Origin of the sequence: uncultured Oscillibacter sp. (assembly GCF_900546705.1) — a bacterium.
Lineage (GTDB): Bacteria > Bacillota > Clostridia > Oscillospirales > Oscillospiraceae > Oscillibacter.
Map to the genome: position 1 here is coordinate 39,733 of NZ_URDP01000002.1, position 20,114 is coordinate 59,846.

Below are 20,114 nucleotides of genomic sequence, written 5' to 3' on the forward strand. Positions count from 1 at the left end.
CCCCGTGCCGGATCGCACCGTTCCTGCGGAGGCCGGTTTTCCTGTCAGTCCCAGGTGTGAAATATGATCTCGCCAACCGTTTGCGGGTTCCAATAACGGATTTGTTCCAATTCTTCCGGGTTCAGCTCCCCGCACAGGCTGTGCCAGTCCTGATTCAGCTGGGCAGGGCTCAGGAAACGCACCGGCCCCTCCGGCGGTGGGAGCCACTTGGGCGGGCCGGCCGGAACGAATCCGCCGGAAGCGTCCTGCCGGGCAAAGGCCGCATAGGGATAGTGGATGTTCTGCAGGATGAAAACGGACTCATCCCATCTGCGCAGATTTGCAAACCAGAAGTTTCTCCCGGCGGTGTCCGTATCCACCTTCGTTACCGTCCCGCCGTTTTCCCCGGCCAGTGCATGGCACATCCGGCGGAACGCCTTCTCGTCCAGAAACGGAGGCGGCAGTGTGTTCGCGCTCCAAAATCCTGTAATTCCTCGGGGAAGCAGTGTCTGCCCGTCCGGACAGCTCTTGTGTTCCGGGCCAAGGATCTGTACAAATCCCTCTTCCCCCTCAAATCCGATCTTCTCCACATCACAGACTTCGTCCGCTTCCCGGTGCAGCGCCCGCTTTCTGAAATGTTCCCGGAAAGGATGTCCCGGCATAGCTCTGCGCTCCTTTCGCCGCATCTCCTCGGGCCCATTCAATCCCCGATGCCGATCAGCCCATACCCATGTTCCATGGCGGCATCACATACATGACCCAAGTCGGCCGCAAAGCTTCTGATCCTTTTGAAAGACACGCCATATCGTTGGATCACGCTGTTTTCTTCTGCGCCATGCTCCCCAAGCCATGTTACGACGGAATCCGAAAAAGCCCTGATTGCCGGAACCCGGTCCAGTTCGAGACAGGTGTCCCCGTATGGATCAAACCGGTAATAGCATGCATAGTGTTGGAACGCAGCCCGGAAGTCGTATAAGAATCTGCCTACCTCTTCCGGTTCTTCTGCCAGGCGATCTTTCGCGGCTTTTTCAGGCCCGGCCGACAGGAGCTCAAAGGCCTGCGCAATATCTTTGGCGGCAACAATGGAAAGGGACATGGTTTCGCCGTCTCCCCTCTTTATGATTCCTCAAACGGCAGCCTGATCGGATAAAAGTCCAGCACAAAGTGCTCCTCATCAATTTTTGTATTGGGATGACAGTCCGAGCGTCCAAAGGTCACATCCCCGATCTGGTGGGTGAAGTCCTCCGGGCAGCTGCCAAAGACGACATACTGACAGACGCAGTATTCCAGGTATCCGTTCTCGTCCGGCTCCAGCGGAGAGGTCTCGAAGGGCTTTTCAATATCCACTCCCAAGGAGTCCAGATACCGGTCCACCTCCGGATAGGCCGCCTTGACCCTGGCACAGTAGTTTTGGCAGTAGGCGCAATCACAGATGTTCTCCGGGCCGAGATTGCAGTAATAGGCCCTTGTTTTTTCAATATTAGGCTTCATCACGGCTTCTTCTCTCCCTTTTTTCCGCCCAAGAAATTCTTCAAAAATTGCACATAGTAGCCAAGGATGCCAAGCCCCAGCAGGAGAAAACCAACTCTTCTGAGCAGGCTTTGGCCCTCTATGACAAAGGACAGCAGAAAGAGACCGGCAATGGCGATGAGAAACACGAGGGATATGAGGGCGATGCAGAGGATTCGGGCGGGTCTGGAAAGTCGCTGCGACTGCGCCGCATCCAAGCAGCCCTGAAATAAAACGTCAAGCCACATCAATCCCCCGCCTCCTCACACCAAAAGCCAGTTCTGGCCATCCGGCATGGAGCGGAGACTCCCCGGTATCCGCTCCAGCACTTCCCCGGTATCAAAATCCCGCACCAGGACCTCCTCCCGGTAGTCCGGGTCCTCGTACCAGACTGTGGTGTACAGCCTGTTTCCGTCCAGAAACGCGAAATACTCATTCTCCTCCACCGCAAAATCCCGGCGTTCCGGCCAGAGAAGTTGAATCCTGTTATTATGCCCTGACCGTATCAGCATGAGGGGCGGAGTTTCCAGCATCAGATTGCAGCAGTCATCTGCAATGGAGAGAGGCAACACCGCCAGTTGCTCAGTAGTACCGTTCGTCTCGTGGAAGGCAAGGATATGGATTTCTCCTTTCGGGAAGTCCACCAGCAGCAGTACCACTTGACCATCGTGGTACGCCGGTCTGCCCAGGTACTGCCCAGGCTTTGCGCACACCGGCTCATAGACCGTGCCCTCCGGGCGGCGGGCCAGGACAAGCCGGTTTCTCCGGATGGGATGACCACTGTGAAAAGTATCCTCCGCCTCGTGCAGATCACCGCTGGCATAGTCAGTGCCCCAGTACCATTCGCTGCTGCCAGCCAGCGGCTCTAGATTGGTGATCCCGTTTGTGACGATGCGTTTCATGTTCTGCCCTCCCCGGCCGTGTCTTGATTTGGTGCTGAGATTATAGCACAGCGAAGGAAGGAAGCCCATAAATATTCTCTTAAGTTTTCTTAATCTTCAGAAGCAAAACTGCCTCTTTTTGTTTCCGGTCCCCCAATTCCTGCGCCGCGGAGGGAGCGCCGCTCACCGGGCCCCGGCGGGCTTCGGCGCCGGGCGGATGAAGAACACCGCCATGCCGGAGAGGATGAGGACGATCCCCGCCAGCTGCTCCGGCGCCACGGTCTCCCGGAGGAGCAGCCGGGCCAGAATACACGTGCCGATGGGCTCGCCCAGGATGCTCATGGTCACGGCGGAGGCGGGCACGCTCCGCAGCAGCAGGTTGAACACGAACTGCCCGCCGATGGTGGAGATGACGGCCAGGCCCGCAAAGGCCAGCCACGTTCCGGCGGCGTAGCCCCGGAGGGCCTCCCCCCGCAGCAGGATGTAAGCAAGAAGGAGCCCCGCGCTGAACAGGTAGCTGAGGGCGGAGTAGGTGACGGCACTCAGCTCTTTCCGTGCCCGCTCCCCCACGAAGAAGTAGAGGGAGATGACCCCGGCGGCCACGAAGGCCAGCACGTCCCCCAGCAGGCTCTCCCCGCTGATGCGCAGGTCGCCGGAGCCGATGACCACGCTGCCGCACAGGGCGATGCCGCAGCCGGCCAGGGCGGCAGGCCGGACCCGCCTGCCGCCGGCGAACCGGTCCAGGGCCAGGGAGAACAGAGGCTGCATGGACACCAGCACCGTGGAGCTGGCCACGGAGGTAAAGCGCAGGGACTCGAACCAGAGCATGTAGTGCAGCGCCAAAAACGCCCCTGCCAGGAGGATTTTCCCCCACTGGTCTGGGCGGATGGTCCGCAGCTCCCGGCGGCTTTCATCCCGCAGCACCAGGGCCGGCACAAGCACCGCGCCGGCCAGAAGCAGCCGGTAAAAGGCGGTGACGGAGGACGGAGCGTCCGCCGCCTTGACAAAAATAGCGGATGTGGACAGCGCAAAGACGCCGCCGAACAAAATCAGACAGGTTCTGGAATTCATAGAGGCCTCCGGCATTCACGGTTGGAATCGGTTTGTACGCTGTCTATCATACCGTCTCCGCCCCATGCAGGCAAGTCCCATCTTTGCTTTTGCCCCGCCCTCCGGGACTTTTTCTCCCGCCCGGGGCCCCGGGTCCGGCATCCCGGACCCGGGCGTTTTTTCCGGAAGTCTCCGCCCTTCAGCACTCCGGTGTGGCGGCGTCCTCCCTTGTGCACTGGACGGTGCCGTGGGGATGGCGGGGCGGCGCGTAGACGGAGGAGAGCTTCAGCGGGCACGGGCCGGTATTGCAGATGTTGTGCCAGGTACCCGCCGGCACAAAGACGGCGTCCCCCTCACACAGGCAGCACCGGATGTCCAGGTTGTCCCGGCACGAGCCCATGCAGACCTTCGCCTGTCCGCTCTCCACCCGGATCACCTGCTCCGTGTCGGGATGCATCTCCAGTCCGATCTCGCCCCGGGGCGGAATGCACATGAGGGTCATCTGCAAATGACACCCCGTCCAAAGCGCGGTGCGGAAGTTCCGGTTCTGCCGGGCCGCGCAGGGAATGTTGGCGGAAAAGGGATCGGCGCCGTGGTCGGACGTGCAGGCGCCGCCCCACGCTCCGCAGGGATGAGAGTCCATATCGTTCGCTCCTTTTCATGGTGGATACTCCATTGTATGCCCGCTGGCGCCGGGGGTGCGCCGCGGCCGCGGCGCATATTTTCCGCCGCTTGGGTCAGGCTATGGGAAAAGGAGGGAGCCGCATGCAGTTTCTGACACTGTGCCTTACGACTCTGGGGTCATTCGGGGCGCTTTTTCTGGCAGCCAAGCTGATCGGCCACAAACAGCTGGCGCAGCTGGATTTCTTCGACTATATCACCGGCATCACCATCGGCTCTATCGCCGCGGAGATGGCCACGGAGCCGGAGGAGCCCTGGCGGCCGCTGACCGCCATGCTGCTCTACGGCGGCATCACCCTGGCGCTGAGCGTCATCACCAACAAGTTTCCGCGGACCCGCCGTTACTTCTACGGCACGTCCACCGTGCTGCTGGATCGGGGGAAGCTGTACCGGGAGAACCTGAAAAAGGCCAAGCTGGACCTGAACGAATTTCTCGTCATGTGCCGCCAGCAGGGGTACTTCGATCTGACCGCCATCGAAACCGCGGTCTTTGAGTACAACGGCCATCTGACCATTCTTCCGGTCAGCGGCCGGCGGCCCGCCACGCCCGAGGACCTGAATCTTGCGCCAAAGCAGGAACAGCGGTTTGCCGAGGTCATCCTGGACGGGCAGGTCCAGGCGCGGCACCTGCGGGAGCTGGGCGTGGACCAGACTTGGCTGGAACGGCAGCTCCAGTCCCGGGGCATCTCCTCTCCCCGGGACGTGTTCCTGGCGGTGTGTGACCGGGACAAGCACCTGGTGGTCTATAAAAACAGCCCCAAGGGCACGGCGGGACCGGGAAAATAGAGCAAAGCAAAACCATCCGCGCGAATGTTGCGCGGATGGTTTTTTCACAGTTCTTCTTTTCGGGCAGCCCCAGGGTCATCAGACGGTTCCGTGCCGGATGTGCTTTTCCCTGTACAGGGCGCTGTCCGCCCGGGCCAGGGCCGACTCCAAAGACTCCCCGGTCCCCACATGGGCCATGCCCACGGAGATCCCCGTCCAGGCCGGCTCTCCGGTGCCGGCTTCCTCCACCCGCCGCCCCAGGCGGTGCATGAACTCCCCGGCCTTTCCCTCCGTGTCAAAGCCGCTGCAAAGGATCAAAAACTCATCGCCGCCCATGCGGCAGACCAGGTCGGACGAGCGCACCGTGGACTCCAGTACGCCGGCGATCTTCTCCAGCACATGGTTCCCCGCCACATGGCCGTGCACGTCGTTGATCTGCTTGAAGCGATCCACGTCCACGATGAACAGCCACGCGTTGTCCCGGTCCCACCGCTGGTAATACCGGCGGAAGGTGCGCAGGTTGATCAGGCCCGTCAGGCTGTCCCTCTCCGCCAGAACCGTCAGCTCCTCGATTTTCTCCCGGGACTCCTTCACCTGCTCGGACAGGGTCTTGGGATAGTACTCCCCGTCCATCTGGTCCAGGTTGGGGATGGACTGGTGGATGTGTACCGCCCGCCATCGGTCCCCCGTCCGGCGGTAGACAATGGAAAAGCGGCTGTCCATGTCGATTTTCACCTTGCGGTCCTCGCTCTCCCACCAGATGCACAGCCCGCCGTAAACCAAGCTCACATCCGGGGAGATCTCCGACTGATCGCACCAGAAGTCCCGGAACTGGAACTGGATGTTCTGGCGCTCCGCCACCTCCTGGCACAGTGCGGCGGCAAAGTCGGAGCGTTTTCTGTAAAATTCATGCCGGCCCGTGCCGATGATGACGCACGACGGGTCCAGGAGTTCCTCCATGGCCCGGAGGCCGGTTTCCTCCTCGCCGGTAAAATAAATATTCCAAAGCTCTCTTGTCAGCTTGCAAAGATCGTCCATTGCCCGTATCCCCGTCAACCGTTCTGGATTTTCTCCGGCGCACGCCGGGCGCCCCGGGCCAGACGGCCCGCAGGTTCTTCCAGTCTACAGGACAAACGCCCCCCTGTCAACGCCGCCGCGAAATTTCTCCCTTGCGCTTTTCCCAAACTATGATATACTGTCCACAGTTTAAAAATAAACCATCCGGCGGTGACACTATGCAAGACAACCCCCAAGCCATCGGGCGCATCACCCGGTGCTTCGCCCAATTTGCCGTACTCCACAGAACCTATCTGGAATTTTGCCGCAAGGCCCTCTCCGACGACGGTCTCTCCCGCACGGAGATCGGGCTGCTGCTGGCACTGACGGAAAACTGCAACGCCGCCAACGACCTGTGCCGGGCGCTGCCCCTGAGCAAGGGCATGGTCAGCCAGGCCCTGGCCGCCCTGCAGAAAAAGGAGCTGCTGGTCATCGACCGCTCCCCGGAGGACCGGCGGGTCCATCCCATCTCCCTCACCCCCCGGGGCGAGGCGGTGGTGCAGCGGCTGGAGCGGGCGGCTTCCGCCTTTCTCGCGCGCATGATGCAGGGCGTGGAGGAGTCGGAGATGGCCCGGGCGGAGGACACCATGAAAAAGATCCAGCAGAACATGGAGCAGATCAAGGGCACCCTGTGAGCCGTTCCGGACCGGGGTACGCAAAAGGCACGGCCAGGCCGTGCCTTTTTTATCGCTCCTCCCCGGCGCGGGTCAGACGCACCCGGGAGGACAGAAAGTCCCCCAGCTCCTCCGGCCGTCCCCGGGCCAGATCGGACTTGAGGAGCACCTCCTCCGTCTCCCTGCCCACCAGCAAAAAGAGCGTCCGGGTCTCCACCACCTCCATCAGGGCGTCGTAGCCCAGGCGCGTCACGGATTCGCCGGACTGCCACACGATTCCCCGACTCTCCAGCATCACCCGGACGCCCACGTCCCGCTCTGCCCGCCACGCCGCGGCCAGACGCCGGGCCTGCCGCTGGGCCGGATGCTTCGCCCGGGCCGCTGCCGCCGCGCCCACGGCCAGACCTGCCATCCCCAGCGGCGCCAGAGCGCCCATGGTCTGGGGCCGGATCAGGGCTCCGGCGCACAGCAGCGCCCCCAGCCACAGACTCAGCAGCCCCAAAAGACGCCTGCGGCACACCCACAGCCCCATGACGCCCATGCCCAGGGGGAACAGCCCCCCGATGGCCGCCCAGAACATCTGCCCCGGCCGCAGCAGCGCCGGCAGCACCAGTGCAAGCCCCACCAGGAAATCCAGCAAAGACAGCGCCGTCCACCGTCTCCGCCCCGGCAGGCCGGAGCGGTGCCGGACGGTGCGCGCGGCATCCAGGGCCGCCCGTACCTGATGCACCGCCGGCTGCCCTCCGCCGCTGCCCGGCCGGAATTCATACCGCGGCGCGGCCGTTTCCCAATCCATCGGCCCACCTCCTCCCCCTTCCAGACGGCTCCGCCGCCCCGAAGCTCTCTTAAGTTTTCTAAAGATTTTCCCGGATGGGCCCGGCGGGGTTTGACGGCGCGGGGGAATTTGTTATAATGGTGCCCACCAGCGGCCGCCGGACGGCGGAACGCATACAAAGGAGGGCTTTTTATGAACGCTTCCATTCTCATCGCCGAGGACGACGCGGATATCCGGGGCCTTTTGAAGCTCTACCTGGAGGGGGAGGGCTTTTCCGTGCTGGAGGCATCCGACGGGGCCGAGGCTCTGCGCCTGGCCCGGGAGCACACGCCGGACATGGCGGTGCTGGACGTGATGATGCCCCAGATGGACGGCTTCACCCTGACCCGCACTCTGCGCAAGTACAGCGACATCCCCATTTTGATCCTCTCGGCCAAGAGCCAGGACAACGACAAGATTCTGGGACTGAACCTGGGGGCCGACGACTACATCGCAAAGCCCTTCAACCCGGTGGAGATCGTGGCCCGGGTGAAGGCCCAGCTGCGGCGGGCGGAGCGGACGGGCAGCAGCGTCCTCACCGTGCGGGATCTGACGCTGGACACGGCCAGCTTCCAGCTGACCAAGGACGGCCGCCCCATCCTGCTCACGCCCATGGAGTACAAGATCCTGGCCATGCTCATGCGCTCCCCCGGACGGATCTTCACCAAGATCCAGCTCTACGAGGGGGCCATCGGCACCTACTTCGAAGGGGACGACAACACCATGATGGTGCACATCTCCAAGCTGCGGGAGAAGATCGAGGACGACCCCAAGAACCCCCGGCACATCATCACCGTGAGAGGACTGGGCTACAAAATTGAAAAATAAGCCGCTGCGCGGGAGCCTGTTCGGGCTTCTGGCCAAAAACTACCTGCTCTTCACACTGACGCTGCTGGCCATTGTGGGCAGCGTGTTTGCCCTGTGGAACATGTGGCTGACGGGGCTTTACCGCCCGGCGGACTGGGCGGCGCTGCTGGCGGACGACGCCCTGGTCCAGGGGTACTACGACCACCTCACCCGGTACCTGGGCCGCACGGGCAGTGCCTTTGCGGTCTACGACGCCCAGGGAGCGCTGGTGTACGCCTCCACCGGGGACTTCGACCCAGCCTATACCCTCCAGGAGCTGGACTGCGTGGGCGTCTACAGCGCCGACACCATGATCAGCGAATACGACATCCGGGAGGACGACGGCACGGTGCGCCACCTGTTCATCCGCCACCGGTACGACGATTACGGCGCCGCCCTGGAGGACATCATGGTGCTCAGCCAGGACTACCGGGTGGTGTTCGGCGGCTTCGGCGACGGGCGGCGGGCCTACACGCCCCGGGAGTTCCAGCTGCTCTCCGGCACCCGCTATCCCGCCTCCCGCCTGTTCCGCAGCGACTTCACCTCCTCGTCGGGCCAGGCGCTGACGCTGCTGCTGCGGGACGCGGTGGTGGACGAGGACGCCTACTTCCGCCGCTACAACGCCTCCTGGCGCATCTGGCTTTTGGTGATTCCCCTGTACCTGGCGGACGCGGGCGTGTTTATCTGGTGGCTGAAAAACAAGATCGGCCGCCCGCTGCGGCGGCTCAACGACGCGGTGGCCGCCCAGTCGGCGGGCCGGATCAGCCGGGTGGGGGACTGCGGCGGCACCTGGGAGATCCGGCGGATCGGCGAGAGCTTCGACCGCTTTTCCGACCGTCTGGCCCAGAGCGAGGCGGAGCGGCGGCGGCTGGACGAGGGCCGTCAGAAGCTCATCGCGGACATCTCCCACGACCTCAAGACCCCCATCACCGTCATCGCCGGCTACATTGACGCCATCTGCGACGGCAAGGTGCCTCCCCAGGAGACGGAGCGGTACCTGCGGGCCATCCAGGGCAAGGCCCGGACCCTGACGGCCCTGGTGGACGCGTTCCACGAGTACAGCAAGGTAGAGCACCCGGAGTACGTGCTCCACCCCCGCCCCACGGACCTGGCGGAGTTTCTGCGGGAATACCTGGCGGCCAAGTACGACGAGATCGACCTGGCCGGCTTTTCCCTCAGCATCTCCATTCCGGACCAGCCCGTCTTCTGCGCTCTGGACGCCCTGCAGTTTGGCCGGGTGCTGGACAACCTGCTCTCCAACGCCCTGCGCCACAACCGGCTGGGCACCGTGCTCTACTTCGACCTGGAGACCGGCGGCGGCACGGCGCTGGTGCGCATAGGCGACAACGGCGCCGGCATCCCGCCCGACCGGGCCAAACGGATCTTCGAGCCTTTCGTGGTGGGCAGCGACGCCCGCACCGGCGGCGGCAGCGGCCTGGGCCTGGCCATCACCCGGCGCATCATGGAAAAGCACGGAGGCACCATCGCCCTGGCCGCCCGGCCGGCGCCGGGCCGGAGCACGGAGTTTCTCCTGCGCCTGCCCCTGTGCCCCCGTCCGGAGGGCCCGTAACAGGCAAAAAAGGGACGGCATGGCCAAGCCATGCCGTCCCTTTCCCCGTTCACGCTCCGTCAGCCCTCGATCAGCGCACCGCTCCAGTCGTAGGTGTCGGTCCAGGTCCGCTCCCCGATAAAGTGCACCCGCTCCGTGACGGTTCCCCGGGTCCGGTGCTCATAGCGGATCTCAAATTGCAGGAAAATGGTCTTCCCCTCCCACTGGGCGCTCTGGGTGCCCCGGACGGCCTCAATGGACGTGATGTCGTCTTTTTCGGCAGAGCCGTCCAGATAGCGCTGCACCAGCTCCTCGCGGTACTTGTCAAAGATGAAGGTGGCGTATCCGCCGGCACAGGCCGCCGCGTCCCAATCCACCGGCAGGCTGCGGATGCACAGATACCCGGCAGTGATCCCTCCCAGCAGGAGCATGGCCGCCGCGAAGGCAATGACAAAGCCCTTGCGGAAGGCGCTTTTCCTGCCCCGTTTCCAGGCGGACGACGCCGCCCGGGCAATGGTTTCGTCCCGGACCTGGGGATGCGCGGTGTCCAGGGCCTCCTCCATGAGCCGCAGCTCCCGCCGGCACCCGTCGCACACCCGCAGGTGGTCTTCCACCACGCGCCGGCTCTCCTGGCTGCACACGCCGTCATGGTACAGGGGAAGCAGGTCCCGGACCACTTCACAGTCCGCTTTCATCCAAATCCCTCCTCAGCTTTGTTTTCGCACGGTAGAAGATCACCCGGGCCCAGCCCTCCGTTTTCCCGAACAGCTCTCCGATCTGGGAAAAGGGCAGCTCCCCGAACACCCGCAGGGAGAACACCTCTTTATAAGGCTCGCTGAGCCCGTGGAGCAGCACATGGAGCTTCCGGGCGGTCTCCCGGTCCGCCAGTGCGCTCTCCAGCTCCGGCGCCGTCCGGTCCGGCAGATCGGCGTCCGCCTCCGGGGCCCGGCGGCGCTGCTTTTTCACCGCAGTGAAATAGGTGTTTTTCGCGATCTGACAAAGCCAGACGTACATCTGGCAGGTTCCGTCAAACCGGTCCATGTGCATCATGGCCTTGTAAAAAGCCTCCTGGGTCACTTCCTCCGCCACGGCCCCGTTCCGGCACAGGGAGAACACATACTTGTACACAGTTTGGAAGTGCTCCGTGTAGATGGCCTCAAAGTCCGCCATGGCATCACCCCCCGCACCTGTAAGACTGCGCCGGCGGAAAAACGTTTCAGCTTCTTTTCAAAAACATACCATATTTTTCTCCCGCCGCACAGCCCCCGCGCCCCCGGAAAGTCTCCGGGGGCGCTTTTCTGTACGTTTCCTTTCCAAATCTTAAACCGGCCTATATGGCGTTTAAAGCCTGGGCCGCTATGATAGCCCACAGAAAGGAGGCGCGAGGCATGAACGAAACGGATCTTCGCAGCCGGCCCATTATCGAGGTGAAAAACATCCGCAAGGAGTATCCCATCGGCGACGAGACGGTGGTGGCCCTCAAGCGCATCAACCTGAACGTCATGCGGGGAGAGATCTGCTGCATCTTCGGCACCTCCGGCTCCGGCAAGAGCACGCTGCTCAACCAGCTGGCCGGCATGGAAAAGCCCACCCGGGGCGAGGTGCGCATCGGCGGGGTACCCATCTCCCGGCTGAGCGAAAACCAGCTGGCGTCCTTCCGGCAAAAGCACCTGGGCTTCGTGTTCCAGTCCTACAACCTGCTGCCGGGCCTGACCGCCACGGAGAACGTGGCTCTGCCCCTGCTGTTCCGGGGGGTGTCCCGGCCGGAGCGGGAGGCGGCGGCCCGGAAGCTGCTGGCCCGGGTGGGCCTTTCCCACCGGCTGGACCACTTCCCCCGGCAGATGTCCGGCGGACAGCAGCAGCGGGCGGGCATCGCCCGGGCCTTCATTGCCCGGCCGGACGTGGTGTTCGCCGACGAGCCCACCGGCAACCTGGACTCGAAAACCACCGTGGAGATCATGGAGATGATCTGCACCTTTGCCCGGGACTACCACCAGACCATCATTCTCGTCACCCACGACCCGGAGATGGCCTCCTACGCCGACCGGATCGTCACGCTCATTGACGGCGAGATCGTCTCAAACAAAGTCAACAAAAAGGAGAGAACCCACCCATGAACAAGCGACTCATTCACAGCGCCTGCGCGCTCTTCGCGATCCTGGCACTGCTCACCGCCGCCCTGCCCGCCGCCCGGGCCGAGGGTGGAACCCTGTTTGTCACCGGCTACACGGTCACCGTGGGGGACAAGCCCGCCTCCCGGCTGGAAAAGGGCGCCACGGCCACCATCACCGTCTCCGTCAAGGACACCAGCGACGGCAGCGGCACCTCCAGCCCAGGCACCCTGGACATCACCAAGCTGGACGACAGCTTCTCCGGCGGCACCATCTCCGTCGCCAAGACCTCCCCGGACGGGGCACCGCTGGTCTATGCGGTCACCGTCTCCGGCGTCCAGTACAAGGGCACGGGCCAGGTCCTGCGGCTCCAGGTGGGCCGCGCCGGTGAGCCGGAGACCTACCAGACCCTGGACGTGACCATTACGGAGGCCCAGCCCTACGACCCGTCGGCCACGCCCAAGCGGGACTACGACGAGCCCAAGGAGCCCGCCCCCGCCCCCATGGTGCTGGTGTCCCGCAGCGAGATGGCCAAGCCCATCGAGGCCGGTCAGGAGATCGAGCTGGACGTGACCTTCCGCAATCTCAGCCCCATCCGGCTCAAGTCCCCGGTGGTGACCTTCACCCCCTCGGACGCCCTCACCATCTCCGGCGGCACCACGTCCTTCGTCTTGGGGGACATCGCCGCCAAGCAGAGCGCCACGCTGACCATCCACGTCAAGGCCGCCAGCGCCATTCCCTCCCCCGCCCAGTCCCTGGGGGTGGAGATGAAGTTCAACTACAACAACAACGTCTCCACGGTCCAGGGCAGCATCACCGACAAGATCGCCATTCCCGCCCTGGGCCGGGAGAACACCCCCCAGCCGGTGGTGGTGGTCACCCGCTCGCCCATGGAAAAGCCCATCAGTCCCGACGAGACCCGGGAGGTGACCATCACTTTCAAGAATACCAGCACCTCCCGTCTGGTGTCCCCGGTGGCCACGGTGGCCCCCTCGGACTCCCTGCTCATTCTCAACGACACCTCCACCTTCGTCCTGGGGGACATCGCCCCCGGCGGCAGCCGGAGCATCAGCGTGCAGGTGAAGGCCCTCAAGGAGATCGCCTCCACCAACCAGTCCCTCAGCGCCGAGCTCAAGTACAGCTACGAAAGCGGCGGCATGCTCACCCAGGCCACCGCCTCCGACCGGGTCAACCTCTCCGCCGTGGTGCCCTCCAAGGCGGACACCCCGGTGCCCAACATCGTCATCCGCAGCTTCACCTACGGCGACGGCTCCGTGGCGGCGGGCAGCAGCTTCCCCCTGCGCTTTTCCTTTGAAAATACCGGCACCGTGAAAATCGAGAACATCGTGGTCACCGTGGACGGCGGCGAGAACTTCACCGTGGACGGCGGCACCAACACCTTCTATTATAAGTCCCTCTCCGCCGGCGGCGCTCAGACCCAGGAGGTGCCCATGCGGGCGGTGCCCAGCGGCAAAAGCGGCGCCCAGAGCATGGGGGTGGGATTCAAATATGAGTACCTGGACGGGGACAAGCGCACCGCCGCCAGCTCCGATATCCGCATCTCCGTCCCCATCTACCAGCCCGACCGGTTCCAGATCAACGCCCCGGTGGTCCCGGAGACCGTGAACGTGGGCGAGGAGGCGGAGGTCACCATGGCCTACGTGAACAAGGGCAAGGACGACATCTCCAACGTGGAGGCCACGGTGGAGGGCGACGGGGTGGAGACTCCCGCCCGCACCCAGTACCTGGGCAACATCACCGCCGGCACCAGCGGCTCCATCGGCTTCGCTCTCTCCCCCACCCAGGCAGGGCCTGTGGACGTGGTGCTGAAGATCTCCTACGAAAACGCGGACCAGCAGATCCAGGTCAAGACGTTCCCCGTCACCCTCCGGGCCGAGGAGCTGCCGCCCCCCGACGACTTCGGCGGCGAGGAGATGATGGCCGAGGAGAGCGGCCTGCCCTGGCTGTGGATCGGCCTTGGCGCCGCGGCGGTGATCGCCATCGTGGTCGTTGTGGTGATCCGGCGGAAAAAGCGGGCCGGGACCGACGACGAGGGCTGGACGGACTGGGCAGACGAAACGCCCGACGGCGCGGCGGACAGTGCGGAAAACGAGGCCGGGAAAGAGAGCTGACCCATGAGCAAAAACGACATCTTCCGCATGTGCGTGCAAAACCTCCTGCGCCGCAAGTCCCGCACCTTTTTGACGGTGCTGGGCGTTCTGATCGGCTGCTGTTCCATCGTCATCATGGTATCCCTGGGCATCGGCATGAAGGAGTCCCAGGACCGGCTCCTGGCCCAGATGGGCGATCTGACCATCATCACCGTCAGCGCCCCCCAGGGGGGCCGGGGCAAGACGAAGCTGGACGATCCCCTGGTCAAGAATCTGCGCACCATCTACGGGGTGGAGGCCGTCACCCCCAAGCAGACCCTGGAGGCGGACAGCATCCGCCTGGTCACCGGCACCGGCAAGCGCTATGTGTCCGAGTGGACCACGGTGGTGGGATTGGACACGGAGGCCATGGACCAGATGGGCTACCAGCTCATCGACGGCACCGCCGTCCGCCGCAGCGGCGACGTAATCGCCGGGCAGTACCTGGCCTACGGCTTCAAGGACACCCTGCGTCCCGAAGGCCGGAACATGATCGACCGCTGGGGCGGTGAGCTGGATCTGGGCGGCACGGAATCCAACCTGCCGGACCCCTACTTCAACCCCCTGAACCAGGACTACACCCTGGAGGTGGAGCTCCAGGGGAGCAAATTCTCCGTGCCCGTCCACGCCACCGGCGTTTCCAAGGAGGACTACTCCAAGGGGGCGGAGACCTCCGACGGCATCATCATGAGCCTCTCGGACCTGAAAAAGCTGCTGGAAAAGGCCCCGGGCGTCAAGAAGAAGCTCTCCTACGACTCCGTGCTGGTGAAGGTCACCGACATCTCGGCGGTGGAGCGGGTGGAGGGCGAGATCAAGGCCATGGGGTACAACACCGAGTCCATGGAGAGCATCCGCAAGCCCATGGAGAAGGAGGCCCAGCAAAAGCAGATGATGCTGGGAGGCCTGGGCGCCATCTCGCTGTTCGTGGCGGCCCTGGGCATCACCAACACCATGATTATGTCCATCTCCGAGCGCACCCGGGAGATCGGCATCATGAAGGCCCTGGGCTGCTACGTGACGGACATCCGGATTCTCTTTTTGTCGGAGGCCGGGGCCATCGGCCTCATCGGCGGCCTTATCGGCTGCATCATCAGCTTCTGCGCCTCCGTCATCATCAACCTGATATCCCTGGGGGTATCGCCGGACAACCTGCTGCCCGCCCTGCTGGGCGGCGAGGGCGTCAGCCGGGTCTCCGTGATTCCCTGGTGGCTGCTGCTCTTTGCGGTGGTGTTTTCCGTGTTCATCGGCCTGGGCTCTGGCTACTACCCGGCCAACAAGGCCGTTGGGATTCCGGCCCTGGAGGCCATCAAAAGCGAGTGAAATCGCCCGCCGGGGAAGGACAACGTCCTTCCCCGGTTTTTTTCGTCCGCAGACGCAAAAAAGGGCGCCCGGCGGCGAAACAGGGAAAAAGCGGTTGCATCCTCGGCACGTCCATAGTACAATGGTAGGGCCCGGCGCATTGGCGCTTTAAATGCATAGAGTCTCCCCATTCCGGGCGGCCGGATTTCCCGGCACCATCACTTAGGAGGCATGTTTCATGGAATTCATCGTCCAGCTCATCTCCCGGGCCTACGGCCTTTTGTGGGGCGATCTCATTACGCTGCCCCTGCCCGGCGGCGGCAGCGTGGGGCTTTCCCTGCTGGTGCTGCTGCTGATCCCCACGGGCGTTTTCTTCACCCTCCGCACCCGCTTTCTCCCGGTGCGATTGTTTCCGGAAATGCTCCGGCTGACGGTGGAAAAGCGGGGCACCGACGGCAGCGCCATCTCAGGTCTCCAGGCCCTCATCATCTCCACGGCCACCCGGGTGGGCATGGGCAACCTGATCGGCGTGGTGGCGGCCATCTCCGCCGGCGGTGCCGGGGCCGTGTTCTGGATGTGGCTCTCGGCCCTCATCGGCTCGTCCACCGCCTTTGTGGAGGCCACGCTGGCCCAGCTGCACAAGCAGCCCGATCCCCTGTACGGAGGCTACCGGGGCGGCCCCGCCTACTATATCCACGATTTTCTGGCCAAGGGCCGCCGCAAGTCCCTCATCGCCGTGCTCTTCGCCGTCTCGGGCCTCATCTGCTGGTGCGGCATCAGCCAGGTCATCAGCAACTCCGTTTCCTCCGCGTTCTACAACGCCTTCTCCGTGCCGCCCCTCTATACCACCGTGGCGCTGGTGGCGGTGGCCGCCGTCATCGTACTGCGGAAAAACGCCACGGTGAAGGTGCTGGACGTGCTGGTGCCCATCATGGCCGGGTGCTACTTTCTCATGACCATCTTCCTGATCGTGAAAAACGCCGCGCTGCTGCCGGCCGTGTTCTCCCAGATCTTCGAGGAGGCCTTCGGCATCCGCCAGGCGGTGGCCGGCGGCTTCGGCGCCGTGCTGATGCAGGGGGTCAAGCGGGGGCTTTTCTCCAATGAGGCCGGCTCCGGCTCCGCCCCCTGCGCGGCTGCCGCGGCGGATATCTCCCACCCGGCCAAGGCGGGACTTTTGCAGGCCTTCGGCGTGTTTCTGGACACCATCGTCATCTGCTCGTGCACGGCCATGATCATGCTGCTGACTCCGGCGGAGAAGATCGCGGGCCTTTCCGGCATGGACCTGCTCCAGACGGCCATGGACTACCACCTGGGCTCCTTCGGCGTGGTGTTCATCGCGCTGATCTTGCTGCTGTTCAGCTTCTCCACCTTCATCGGCGTGCTGTTCTACGCCCGGTCCAACGTGGCCTACCTCTTCGGGGACAACTGGGCCTCTCAGACAGCTTACAAGGTTCTGGCCCTGGGCATGCTCTTTGTGGGAGGCCTGGCCGCCTACACCTTCGTATGGGACCTGGGCGACGTGGGCATCGGTCTGATGACCGTGTTCAACATCGCGGTGATCCTGCCCATGTCCCGGGAGGCCCTGGCCTCTTTGCGGGAATACGAGTCCCTGCGCCGCCGCTGACGGCATCCCCTGCGGCAAACAAAAAATCACAGCTCTTTCGAGCTGTGATTTTTTCTTATCTCCGGCCTCCGAAGCCGCCGCGGCTGCCGCCGCCCCGGAAACCGCCGCCGCGACTGCCGCCGAAGCCCCGGCCAAAGCTGCCGCCTCCGCCGAAACTGCCCCGGCTGCCGCCGAAGCCTCTGCCGAAGCTGCCGCCGCCTCCGAAGCTGCCCCGGCTGCCGCCGAAGCCCCCGCCGAAGCTGCCGCCTCCGAAACCGCCGCCGCGGCTGCCGCCGGTGGGCGGACGGCGGGGCGGCTGGTTGGATCTGGGGGGACGGGGCGGGCGGGGCCGCCTGGGCGGTCTGGGCCGCCGGGGCCGTCCCCAGAAGATGGGATAGTAGAGCACGGTGGGCCGTCCCATGCCGGGCCGCAGGTACCGGCGGCGGTAACGGCTGTAGCGCACGCCGTCCAGGATGACCCAGACCACCACCAGCACCACCAGCATGGCCGCCACTTCCGCCGCCACCGCGCCGGGGGCGGGAGGCAGGTACCCGGCCGCCTGGGTGTAGTAGCCGTCCCCGGCGGAGTAAGTCTCCCGGACGGCGGGGATGTAGTTCTCCCGGACGGATACGCCGTAGAAGTCAGCGAACCACTGGAAGTAGGCGTCCGCCGTCTTGCGCACGGCAGCGTCATAGTCCCCGGCGGCGAAATCCTGCTCCATGTTGGCATAGAGCAGGCTGGTCAGCTCCTGGCCGTAGTTATAAAGTCCGTCTCCGCCGGAGACGCCGTAGTCTCCCGGCAATCCGCTCTGGGACACGTCGTCCAGCGTCAGCACCAGCACCAGGCCGTTGTTGCGCTCCCGGGAGCCCACGCCGTACTCGTTGCCCAGATCGGTGGCGTAATCCACAATATCCTCCCCGTCGGTGGTGAACACGGTCTGCACCATCAGCTGGGCGCCGGTCTGGGCGAAGAGGGAGGCGTTCATGGCGTCGATGTGGGCCATGGTCTCATCGGAGAGCACTCCGGCATAGTCGTACACATAGGTATAGGTGCCCACAATGGCGGTGGAGGGAGCCTGTCTGGTATCGGGCGCCCGGAGCGTGCCCAAGAGGATGCCCACTCCAATGGCCAGCACCATGATGACCGCCGCCACCGGGCGTTTTTGCAATGCTTTCATCGTTTTCCCTTTCCCGCGGGGTCAGCTCAGGTGCGCAGCTCCAGGAGCTTTTGCTTGAGCTCGCCCTCGATTCTGCCCAGCTCGGCCTCGGCGGCCTGACGCTTGGCGGCGCCCTCCTTCTGGATATTGAGCACCTCGTCCAGCGTGGAGATCAGCTGCTCATTGGTGTGCTGGAGGGTCTCGATATCCACCACGCTGCGCTCGGCCTCCCGGGCGGTAGCCACGGTGCCCATCTTGAGCATGTCCGCGTTCTTCTTCAAAAGCTCGTTGGTCATCTCCGTGACGGCGGACTGAGCCGCGGTGGCCTGGCGTCCGTGCTCCAGTCCCAATGCCAGCACCATCTGACTTTTCCACAGCGGGATGGTGTTGACCAGGGAGGACTGGATCTTTTCCACCATGAGGGTGTCGTTGTTCTGGAGCAGCCGGGTCTGGGGACCCATCTGGATGGAGATCATCCGCGTCAGCTCCAGGTCGTGGAGCTTCTTTTCAAACCGGTCGCACAGCTGGGCAAGGTCGTTGTAGGCCTGGGCGTCCTCCTGGGCGCCGGTCTGCTCCGCCTTGGCTTTCAGGGCGGGCAGTTCCGCAGAGCGCACCTGCGCCAGCCGTTTCTTGCCGGCCAGGATATACATGGTCAGCTCCTTGTAGTACTTCAGGTTCAGCTCATACATCTGGTCCAGCATGGCCACGTCCTTCAAAAGGGTCACCTGATGCTGCTCCAGCTCCCGGACGATCTTGTCCACATTGGACTCCACCTTGGCGTACTGGGCCTTCATGGCCTCCAGCTTGCTGCCGGTCTTTTTAAAGAGGCCGAAGAGGCCCTTCTTCTCCTCTTCCTCGCCGAAGCCCTTGAGTTCCACCACCAGTTCGGAGAGGGACTTGCCCACCTCCCCCAGATCCTTGGTGCGCACGGAGTTGAGGGCGTTTTCGGAAAAGCTCGCCACGTTTTTCTGGGCGGCGGCGCCGTACTGGAGAATCATCTGGGAGTCGGTCAGGTCAATTTTTTTGGAAAACTCCTCCACCGCCTGCTTCTCCGCGTCGGAGAGGAGGCTGTCATCCATCTGCACCGGCTCCGCCGCCGGCTTCTCCGGCTCCTGGGGCGCCGCCTGGGCCGCCGGGTCCAGGGTCAGCTCCGGCACAGCCTCCTGGGGTGCGTCCGGGGTCAGGGTCAGCTCCGGCATCGTGTTCTTTTCATCAGCCATAGTTTCTTCCTCCGTTCCGGGTCCCGCCTGGGGACCGTTCGATTGTTTCCGTGGTTCAAAGCCCCGGCCGTGCGGTGCCGTCTGCGGGCTCGTCCGCCTTGAGCGGCTGGTCCGTCAGTCCCTCCCGGGCCATCATGGTCTCCAGCACGGTGATGTCCGTGGAGATGTCCATGGCCTCGGCGCCGTACAGGCTATCCAGCTGCTTTTCAAAGGCGGAGACGATGGTGCGCATCATGCCCTCCACCCGGGCAAGGGTGGCGTCGATGTTCTCCCCGGAGACGCCGGTGCCGCTCATGCGGTCGTAGGCGTTCAAGAGCTTGAGGGTGGTAGGCAGGTAGTAGTCCATGAACTTGCGGATCTGGGGCAGCTTTTCCGGGCTGCGTCCCACCTCCTCGAAGATCTTGGCGGACACCTGCTCCAGCCGCACGATGTCGGCGGAGATGCCGGCATCGGCGATGTTCTCGTCCAGCCGCTTCATCTCGGCGATAGCCAGGCGGCCGTCTTTTCGCACCTTGTCCAGCTCCGGATTGCCGCTGCTCTCCTCCCTGGGCTGCGCCTCCTTGGCCTGCGTCTCCCCGGCCTGGGACGTCTGTCCCACAGCGCCGGCGCGGCAGAGCCTGCTCACCAGGAAAAACACCACCACCGACACCAACGCCGCCGCGGCTATGTGGGCCGGCCGGTACAGCGGCGCCAGCGCGCCCCAACAGATCCAAAGCACACCCACCGCGTAAAAAGGCGCCGTGCTTTTGCGTTTTTCCGCTTCCACGGGCAAGCCTCCTTTTCCGTTTTTGTTGTGGCTTTATTATACCCTGCCGCCCGGACAGGGTCAAG

22 protein-coding genes are annotated in these 20,114 nt (G+C 64.0%); 8 read left to right on the forward strand and 14 right to left on the reverse strand.

What is annotated here, in order from left to right; genetic code table 11:
* Positions 1-44: 44 nt before the first annotated feature.
* From QZS13_RS00800 to QZS13_RS00830, 7 genes are all read right to left on the reverse strand, one after another.
* Complete coding sequence (locus QZS13_RS00800; RefSeq protein ID WP_295584278.1) at positions 45-641, reverse strand: hypothetical protein; 597 nt, start codon at positions 639-641, stop codon at positions 45-47.
* A gap of 38 nt (positions 642-679) precedes the next feature.
* Positions 680-1,075 carry a hypothetical protein gene (locus tag QZS13_RS00805; RefSeq protein WP_295584280.1) on the reverse strand — a complete coding sequence of 132 codons (396 nt, stop codon included), beginning with the start codon at positions 1,073-1,075 and terminating at the stop codon, positions 680-682.
* A 20-nt stretch (positions 1,076-1,095) separates the two neighbouring features.
* Positions 1,096-1,470, reverse strand: a complete 375-nt coding sequence (locus QZS13_RS00810; RefSeq protein ID WP_295584403.1) for a hypothetical protein — start codon at positions 1,468-1,470, stop codon at positions 1,096-1,098.
* On the reverse strand, positions 1,470-1,739 hold the full coding sequence (locus tag QZS13_RS00815; protein ID WP_295584282.1) for a hypothetical protein: 270 nt from the start codon (positions 1,737-1,739) through the stop codon (positions 1,470-1,472). The genes QZS13_RS00810 and QZS13_RS00815 overlap by 1 nt, the downstream gene beginning before the upstream one ends.
* Positions 1,740-1,751: 12 nt before the next feature.
* Positions 1,752-2,390 (reverse strand): hypothetical protein, encoded by a 639-nt coding sequence (locus tag QZS13_RS00820; RefSeq protein WP_295584284.1) that lies wholly within the window; start codon positions 2,388-2,390, stop codon positions 1,752-1,754.
* 162 nt (positions 2,391-2,552) lie between these two features.
* Positions 2,553-3,440, reverse strand: a complete 888-nt coding sequence (locus QZS13_RS00825; protein ID WP_295584286.1) for a DMT family transporter — start codon at positions 3,438-3,440, stop codon at positions 2,553-2,555.
* A 178-nt stretch (positions 3,441-3,618) separates the two neighbouring features.
* Positions 3,619-4,062, reverse strand: coding sequence for a cupin domain-containing protein (locus QZS13_RS00830; RefSeq protein WP_295584289.1), 444 nt, complete (start codon positions 4,060-4,062; stop codon positions 3,619-3,621).
* Positions 4,063-4,184: 122 nt separating this feature from the next.
* Between QZS13_RS00830 and QZS13_RS00835 the strand changes: the two genes are divergently transcribed.
* Positions 4,185-4,886, forward strand: a complete 702-nt coding sequence (locus QZS13_RS00835; RefSeq protein WP_295584291.1) for a DUF421 domain-containing protein — start codon at positions 4,185-4,187, stop codon at positions 4,884-4,886.
* A gap of 78 nt (positions 4,887-4,964) precedes the next feature.
* Here the strand turns inward: QZS13_RS00835 and QZS13_RS00840 are convergent, their stop codons facing one another.
* Positions 4,965-5,903, reverse strand: coding sequence for a diguanylate cyclase domain-containing protein (locus tag QZS13_RS00840; protein ID WP_295584293.1), 939 nt, complete (start codon positions 5,901-5,903; stop codon positions 4,965-4,967).
* 197 nt (positions 5,904-6,100) lie between these two features.
* Between QZS13_RS00840 and QZS13_RS00845 the strand changes: the two genes are divergently transcribed.
* On the forward strand, positions 6,101-6,556 hold the full coding sequence (locus tag QZS13_RS00845; protein ID WP_295584295.1) for a MarR family winged helix-turn-helix transcriptional regulator: 456 nt from the start codon (positions 6,101-6,103) through the stop codon (positions 6,554-6,556).
* 49 nt (positions 6,557-6,605) lie between these two features.
* Here QZS13_RS00845 and QZS13_RS00850 read toward each other — a convergent pair whose 3' ends face one another.
* Positions 6,606-7,331 carry a YcxB family protein gene (locus QZS13_RS00850; RefSeq protein WP_295584297.1) on the reverse strand — a complete coding sequence of 242 codons (726 nt, stop codon included), beginning with the start codon at positions 7,329-7,331 and terminating at the stop codon, positions 6,606-6,608.
* Between the two features lie 171 nt (positions 7,332-7,502).
* On the opposite strand from QZS13_RS00850, the gene QZS13_RS00855 reads away from it, so the two are divergent.
* The gene (locus QZS13_RS00855; protein WP_295584299.1) at positions 7,503-8,177 is read left to right on the forward strand and encodes a response regulator transcription factor; all 675 of its coding nucleotides are present in this window, start codon (positions 7,503-7,505) and stop codon (positions 8,175-8,177) included.
* Positions 8,167-9,765 (forward strand): HAMP domain-containing sensor histidine kinase, encoded by a 1,599-nt coding sequence (locus QZS13_RS00860; RefSeq protein ID WP_295584301.1) that lies wholly within the window; start codon positions 8,167-8,169, stop codon positions 9,763-9,765. The genes QZS13_RS00855 and QZS13_RS00860 overlap by 11 nt, the downstream gene beginning before the upstream one ends.
* A 59-nt stretch (positions 9,766-9,824) precedes the next feature.
* Here QZS13_RS00860 and QZS13_RS00865 read toward each other — a convergent pair whose 3' ends face one another.
* On the reverse strand, positions 9,825-10,439 hold the full coding sequence (locus tag QZS13_RS00865; protein ID WP_295584303.1) for a zf-HC2 domain-containing protein: 615 nt from the start codon (positions 10,437-10,439) through the stop codon (positions 9,825-9,827).
* Positions 10,423-10,914, reverse strand: coding sequence for an RNA polymerase sigma factor (locus QZS13_RS00870; protein WP_295584305.1), 492 nt, complete (start codon positions 10,912-10,914; stop codon positions 10,423-10,425). Before QZS13_RS00870 ends, QZS13_RS00865 begins: the two co-directional genes overlap by 17 nt.
* A 218-nt stretch (positions 10,915-11,132) precedes the next feature.
* Here QZS13_RS00870 and QZS13_RS00875 point away from each other — a divergent pair, with 218 nt between their 5' ends.
* The 4 genes from QZS13_RS00875 (at position 11,133) to QZS13_RS00890 (ending at position 16,928) form a co-directional block, all read left to right on the forward strand.
* Complete coding sequence (locus QZS13_RS00875) at positions 11,133-11,861, forward strand: ABC transporter ATP-binding protein (protein WP_295584307.1); 729 nt, start codon at positions 11,133-11,135, stop codon at positions 11,859-11,861.
* Complete coding sequence (locus tag QZS13_RS00880; protein WP_295584309.1) at positions 11,858-13,987, forward strand: hypothetical protein; 2,130 nt, start codon at positions 11,858-11,860, stop codon at positions 13,985-13,987. The genes QZS13_RS00875 and QZS13_RS00880 overlap by 4 nt, the downstream gene beginning before the upstream one ends.
* A 3-nt stretch (positions 13,988-13,990) precedes the next feature.
* Positions 13,991-15,325, forward strand: a complete 1,335-nt coding sequence (locus QZS13_RS00885) for an ABC transporter permease (RefSeq protein WP_295584311.1) — start codon at positions 13,991-13,993, stop codon at positions 15,323-15,325.
* A gap of 217 nt (positions 15,326-15,542) precedes the next feature.
* A complete protein-coding gene (locus QZS13_RS00890; protein WP_295584314.1) occupies positions 15,543-16,928 on the forward strand; it encodes a sodium:alanine symporter family protein in 1,386 nt (461 codons plus the stop codon).
* A gap of 55 nt (positions 16,929-16,983) precedes the next feature.
* Here QZS13_RS00890 and QZS13_RS00895 read toward each other — a convergent pair whose 3' ends face one another.
* The 3 genes from QZS13_RS00895 to QZS13_RS00905 are packed head-to-tail and all read right to left on the reverse strand — an operon-like array spanning position 16,984 to position 20,049.
* Positions 16,984-18,084 carry a TPM domain-containing protein gene (locus QZS13_RS00895; RefSeq protein WP_295584316.1) on the reverse strand — a complete coding sequence of 367 codons (1,101 nt, stop codon included), beginning with the start codon at positions 18,082-18,084 and terminating at the stop codon, positions 16,984-16,986.
* 26 nt (positions 18,085-18,110) lie between these two features.
* Positions 18,111-19,283, reverse strand: a complete 1,173-nt coding sequence (locus tag QZS13_RS00900; RefSeq protein ID WP_295584318.1) for a toxic anion resistance protein — start codon at positions 19,281-19,283, stop codon at positions 18,111-18,113.
* 55 nt (positions 19,284-19,338) lie between these two features.
* On the reverse strand, positions 19,339-20,049 hold the full coding sequence (locus tag QZS13_RS00905; RefSeq protein WP_295584320.1) for a 5-bromo-4-chloroindolyl phosphate hydrolysis family protein: 711 nt from the start codon (positions 20,047-20,049) through the stop codon (positions 19,339-19,341).
* Positions 20,050-20,114: the final 65 nt, after the last annotated feature.

Coding starts and splice junctions, on each gene's coding strand:
- QZS13_RS00890 (WP_295584314.1), top strand. CDS start 15,543: ATGGAATTCATCGTCCAGCTCATCTCCCGGGCCTACGGCCTTTTGTGG.
- QZS13_RS00805 (WP_295584280.1), bottom strand. CDS start 1,075: ATGTCCCTTTCCATTGTTGCCGCCAAAGATATTGCGCAGGCCTTTGAG.
- QZS13_RS00820 (WP_295584284.1), bottom strand. CDS start 2,390: ATGAAACGCATCGTCACAAACGGGATCACCAATCTAGAGCCGCTGGCT.
- QZS13_RS00810 (WP_295584403.1), bottom strand. CDS start 1,470: ATGAAGCCTAATATTGAAAAAACAAGGGCCTATTACTGCAATCTCGGC.
- QZS13_RS00880 (WP_295584309.1), top strand. CDS start 11,858: ATGAACAAGCGACTCATTCACAGCGCCTGCGCGCTCTTCGCGATCCTG.
- QZS13_RS00835 (WP_295584291.1), top strand. CDS start 4,185: ATGCAGTTTCTGACACTGTGCCTTACGACTCTGGGGTCATTCGGGGCG.
- QZS13_RS00895 (WP_295584316.1), bottom strand. CDS start 18,084: ATGAAAGCATTGCAAAAACGCCCGGTGGCGGCGGTCATCATGGTGCTG.
- QZS13_RS00800 (WP_295584278.1), bottom strand. CDS start 641: ATGCCGGGACATCCTTTCCGGGAACATTTCAGAAAGCGGGCGCTGCAC.
- QZS13_RS00885 (WP_295584311.1), top strand. CDS start 13,991: ATGAGCAAAAACGACATCTTCCGCATGTGCGTGCAAAACCTCCTGCGC.
- QZS13_RS00825 (WP_295584286.1), bottom strand. CDS start 3,440: ATGAATTCCAGAACCTGTCTGATTTTGTTCGGCGGCGTCTTTGCGCTG.
- QZS13_RS00855 (WP_295584299.1), top strand. CDS start 7,503: ATGAACGCTTCCATTCTCATCGCCGAGGACGACGCGGATATCCGGGGC.
- QZS13_RS00865 (WP_295584303.1), bottom strand. CDS start 10,439: ATGAAAGCGGACTGTGAAGTGGTCCGGGACCTGCTTCCCCTGTACCAT.
- QZS13_RS00840 (WP_295584293.1), bottom strand. CDS start 5,903: ATGGACGATCTTTGCAAGCTGACAAGAGAGCTTTGGAATATTTATTTT.
- QZS13_RS00870 (WP_295584305.1), bottom strand. CDS start 10,914: ATGGCGGACTTTGAGGCCATCTACACGGAGCACTTCCAAACTGTGTAC.
- QZS13_RS00850 (WP_295584297.1), bottom strand. CDS start 7,331: ATGGATTGGGAAACGGCCGCGCCGCGGTATGAATTCCGGCCGGGCAGC.
- QZS13_RS00845 (WP_295584295.1), top strand. CDS start 6,101: ATGCAAGACAACCCCCAAGCCATCGGGCGCATCACCCGGTGCTTCGCC.
- QZS13_RS00875 (WP_295584307.1), top strand. CDS start 11,133: ATGAACGAAACGGATCTTCGCAGCCGGCCCATTATCGAGGTGAAAAAC.
- QZS13_RS00900 (WP_295584318.1), bottom strand. CDS start 19,283: ATGGCTGATGAAAAGAACACGATGCCGGAGCTGACCCTGACCCCGGAC.
- QZS13_RS00830 (WP_295584289.1), bottom strand. CDS start 4,062: ATGGACTCTCATCCCTGCGGAGCGTGGGGCGGCGCCTGCACGTCCGAC.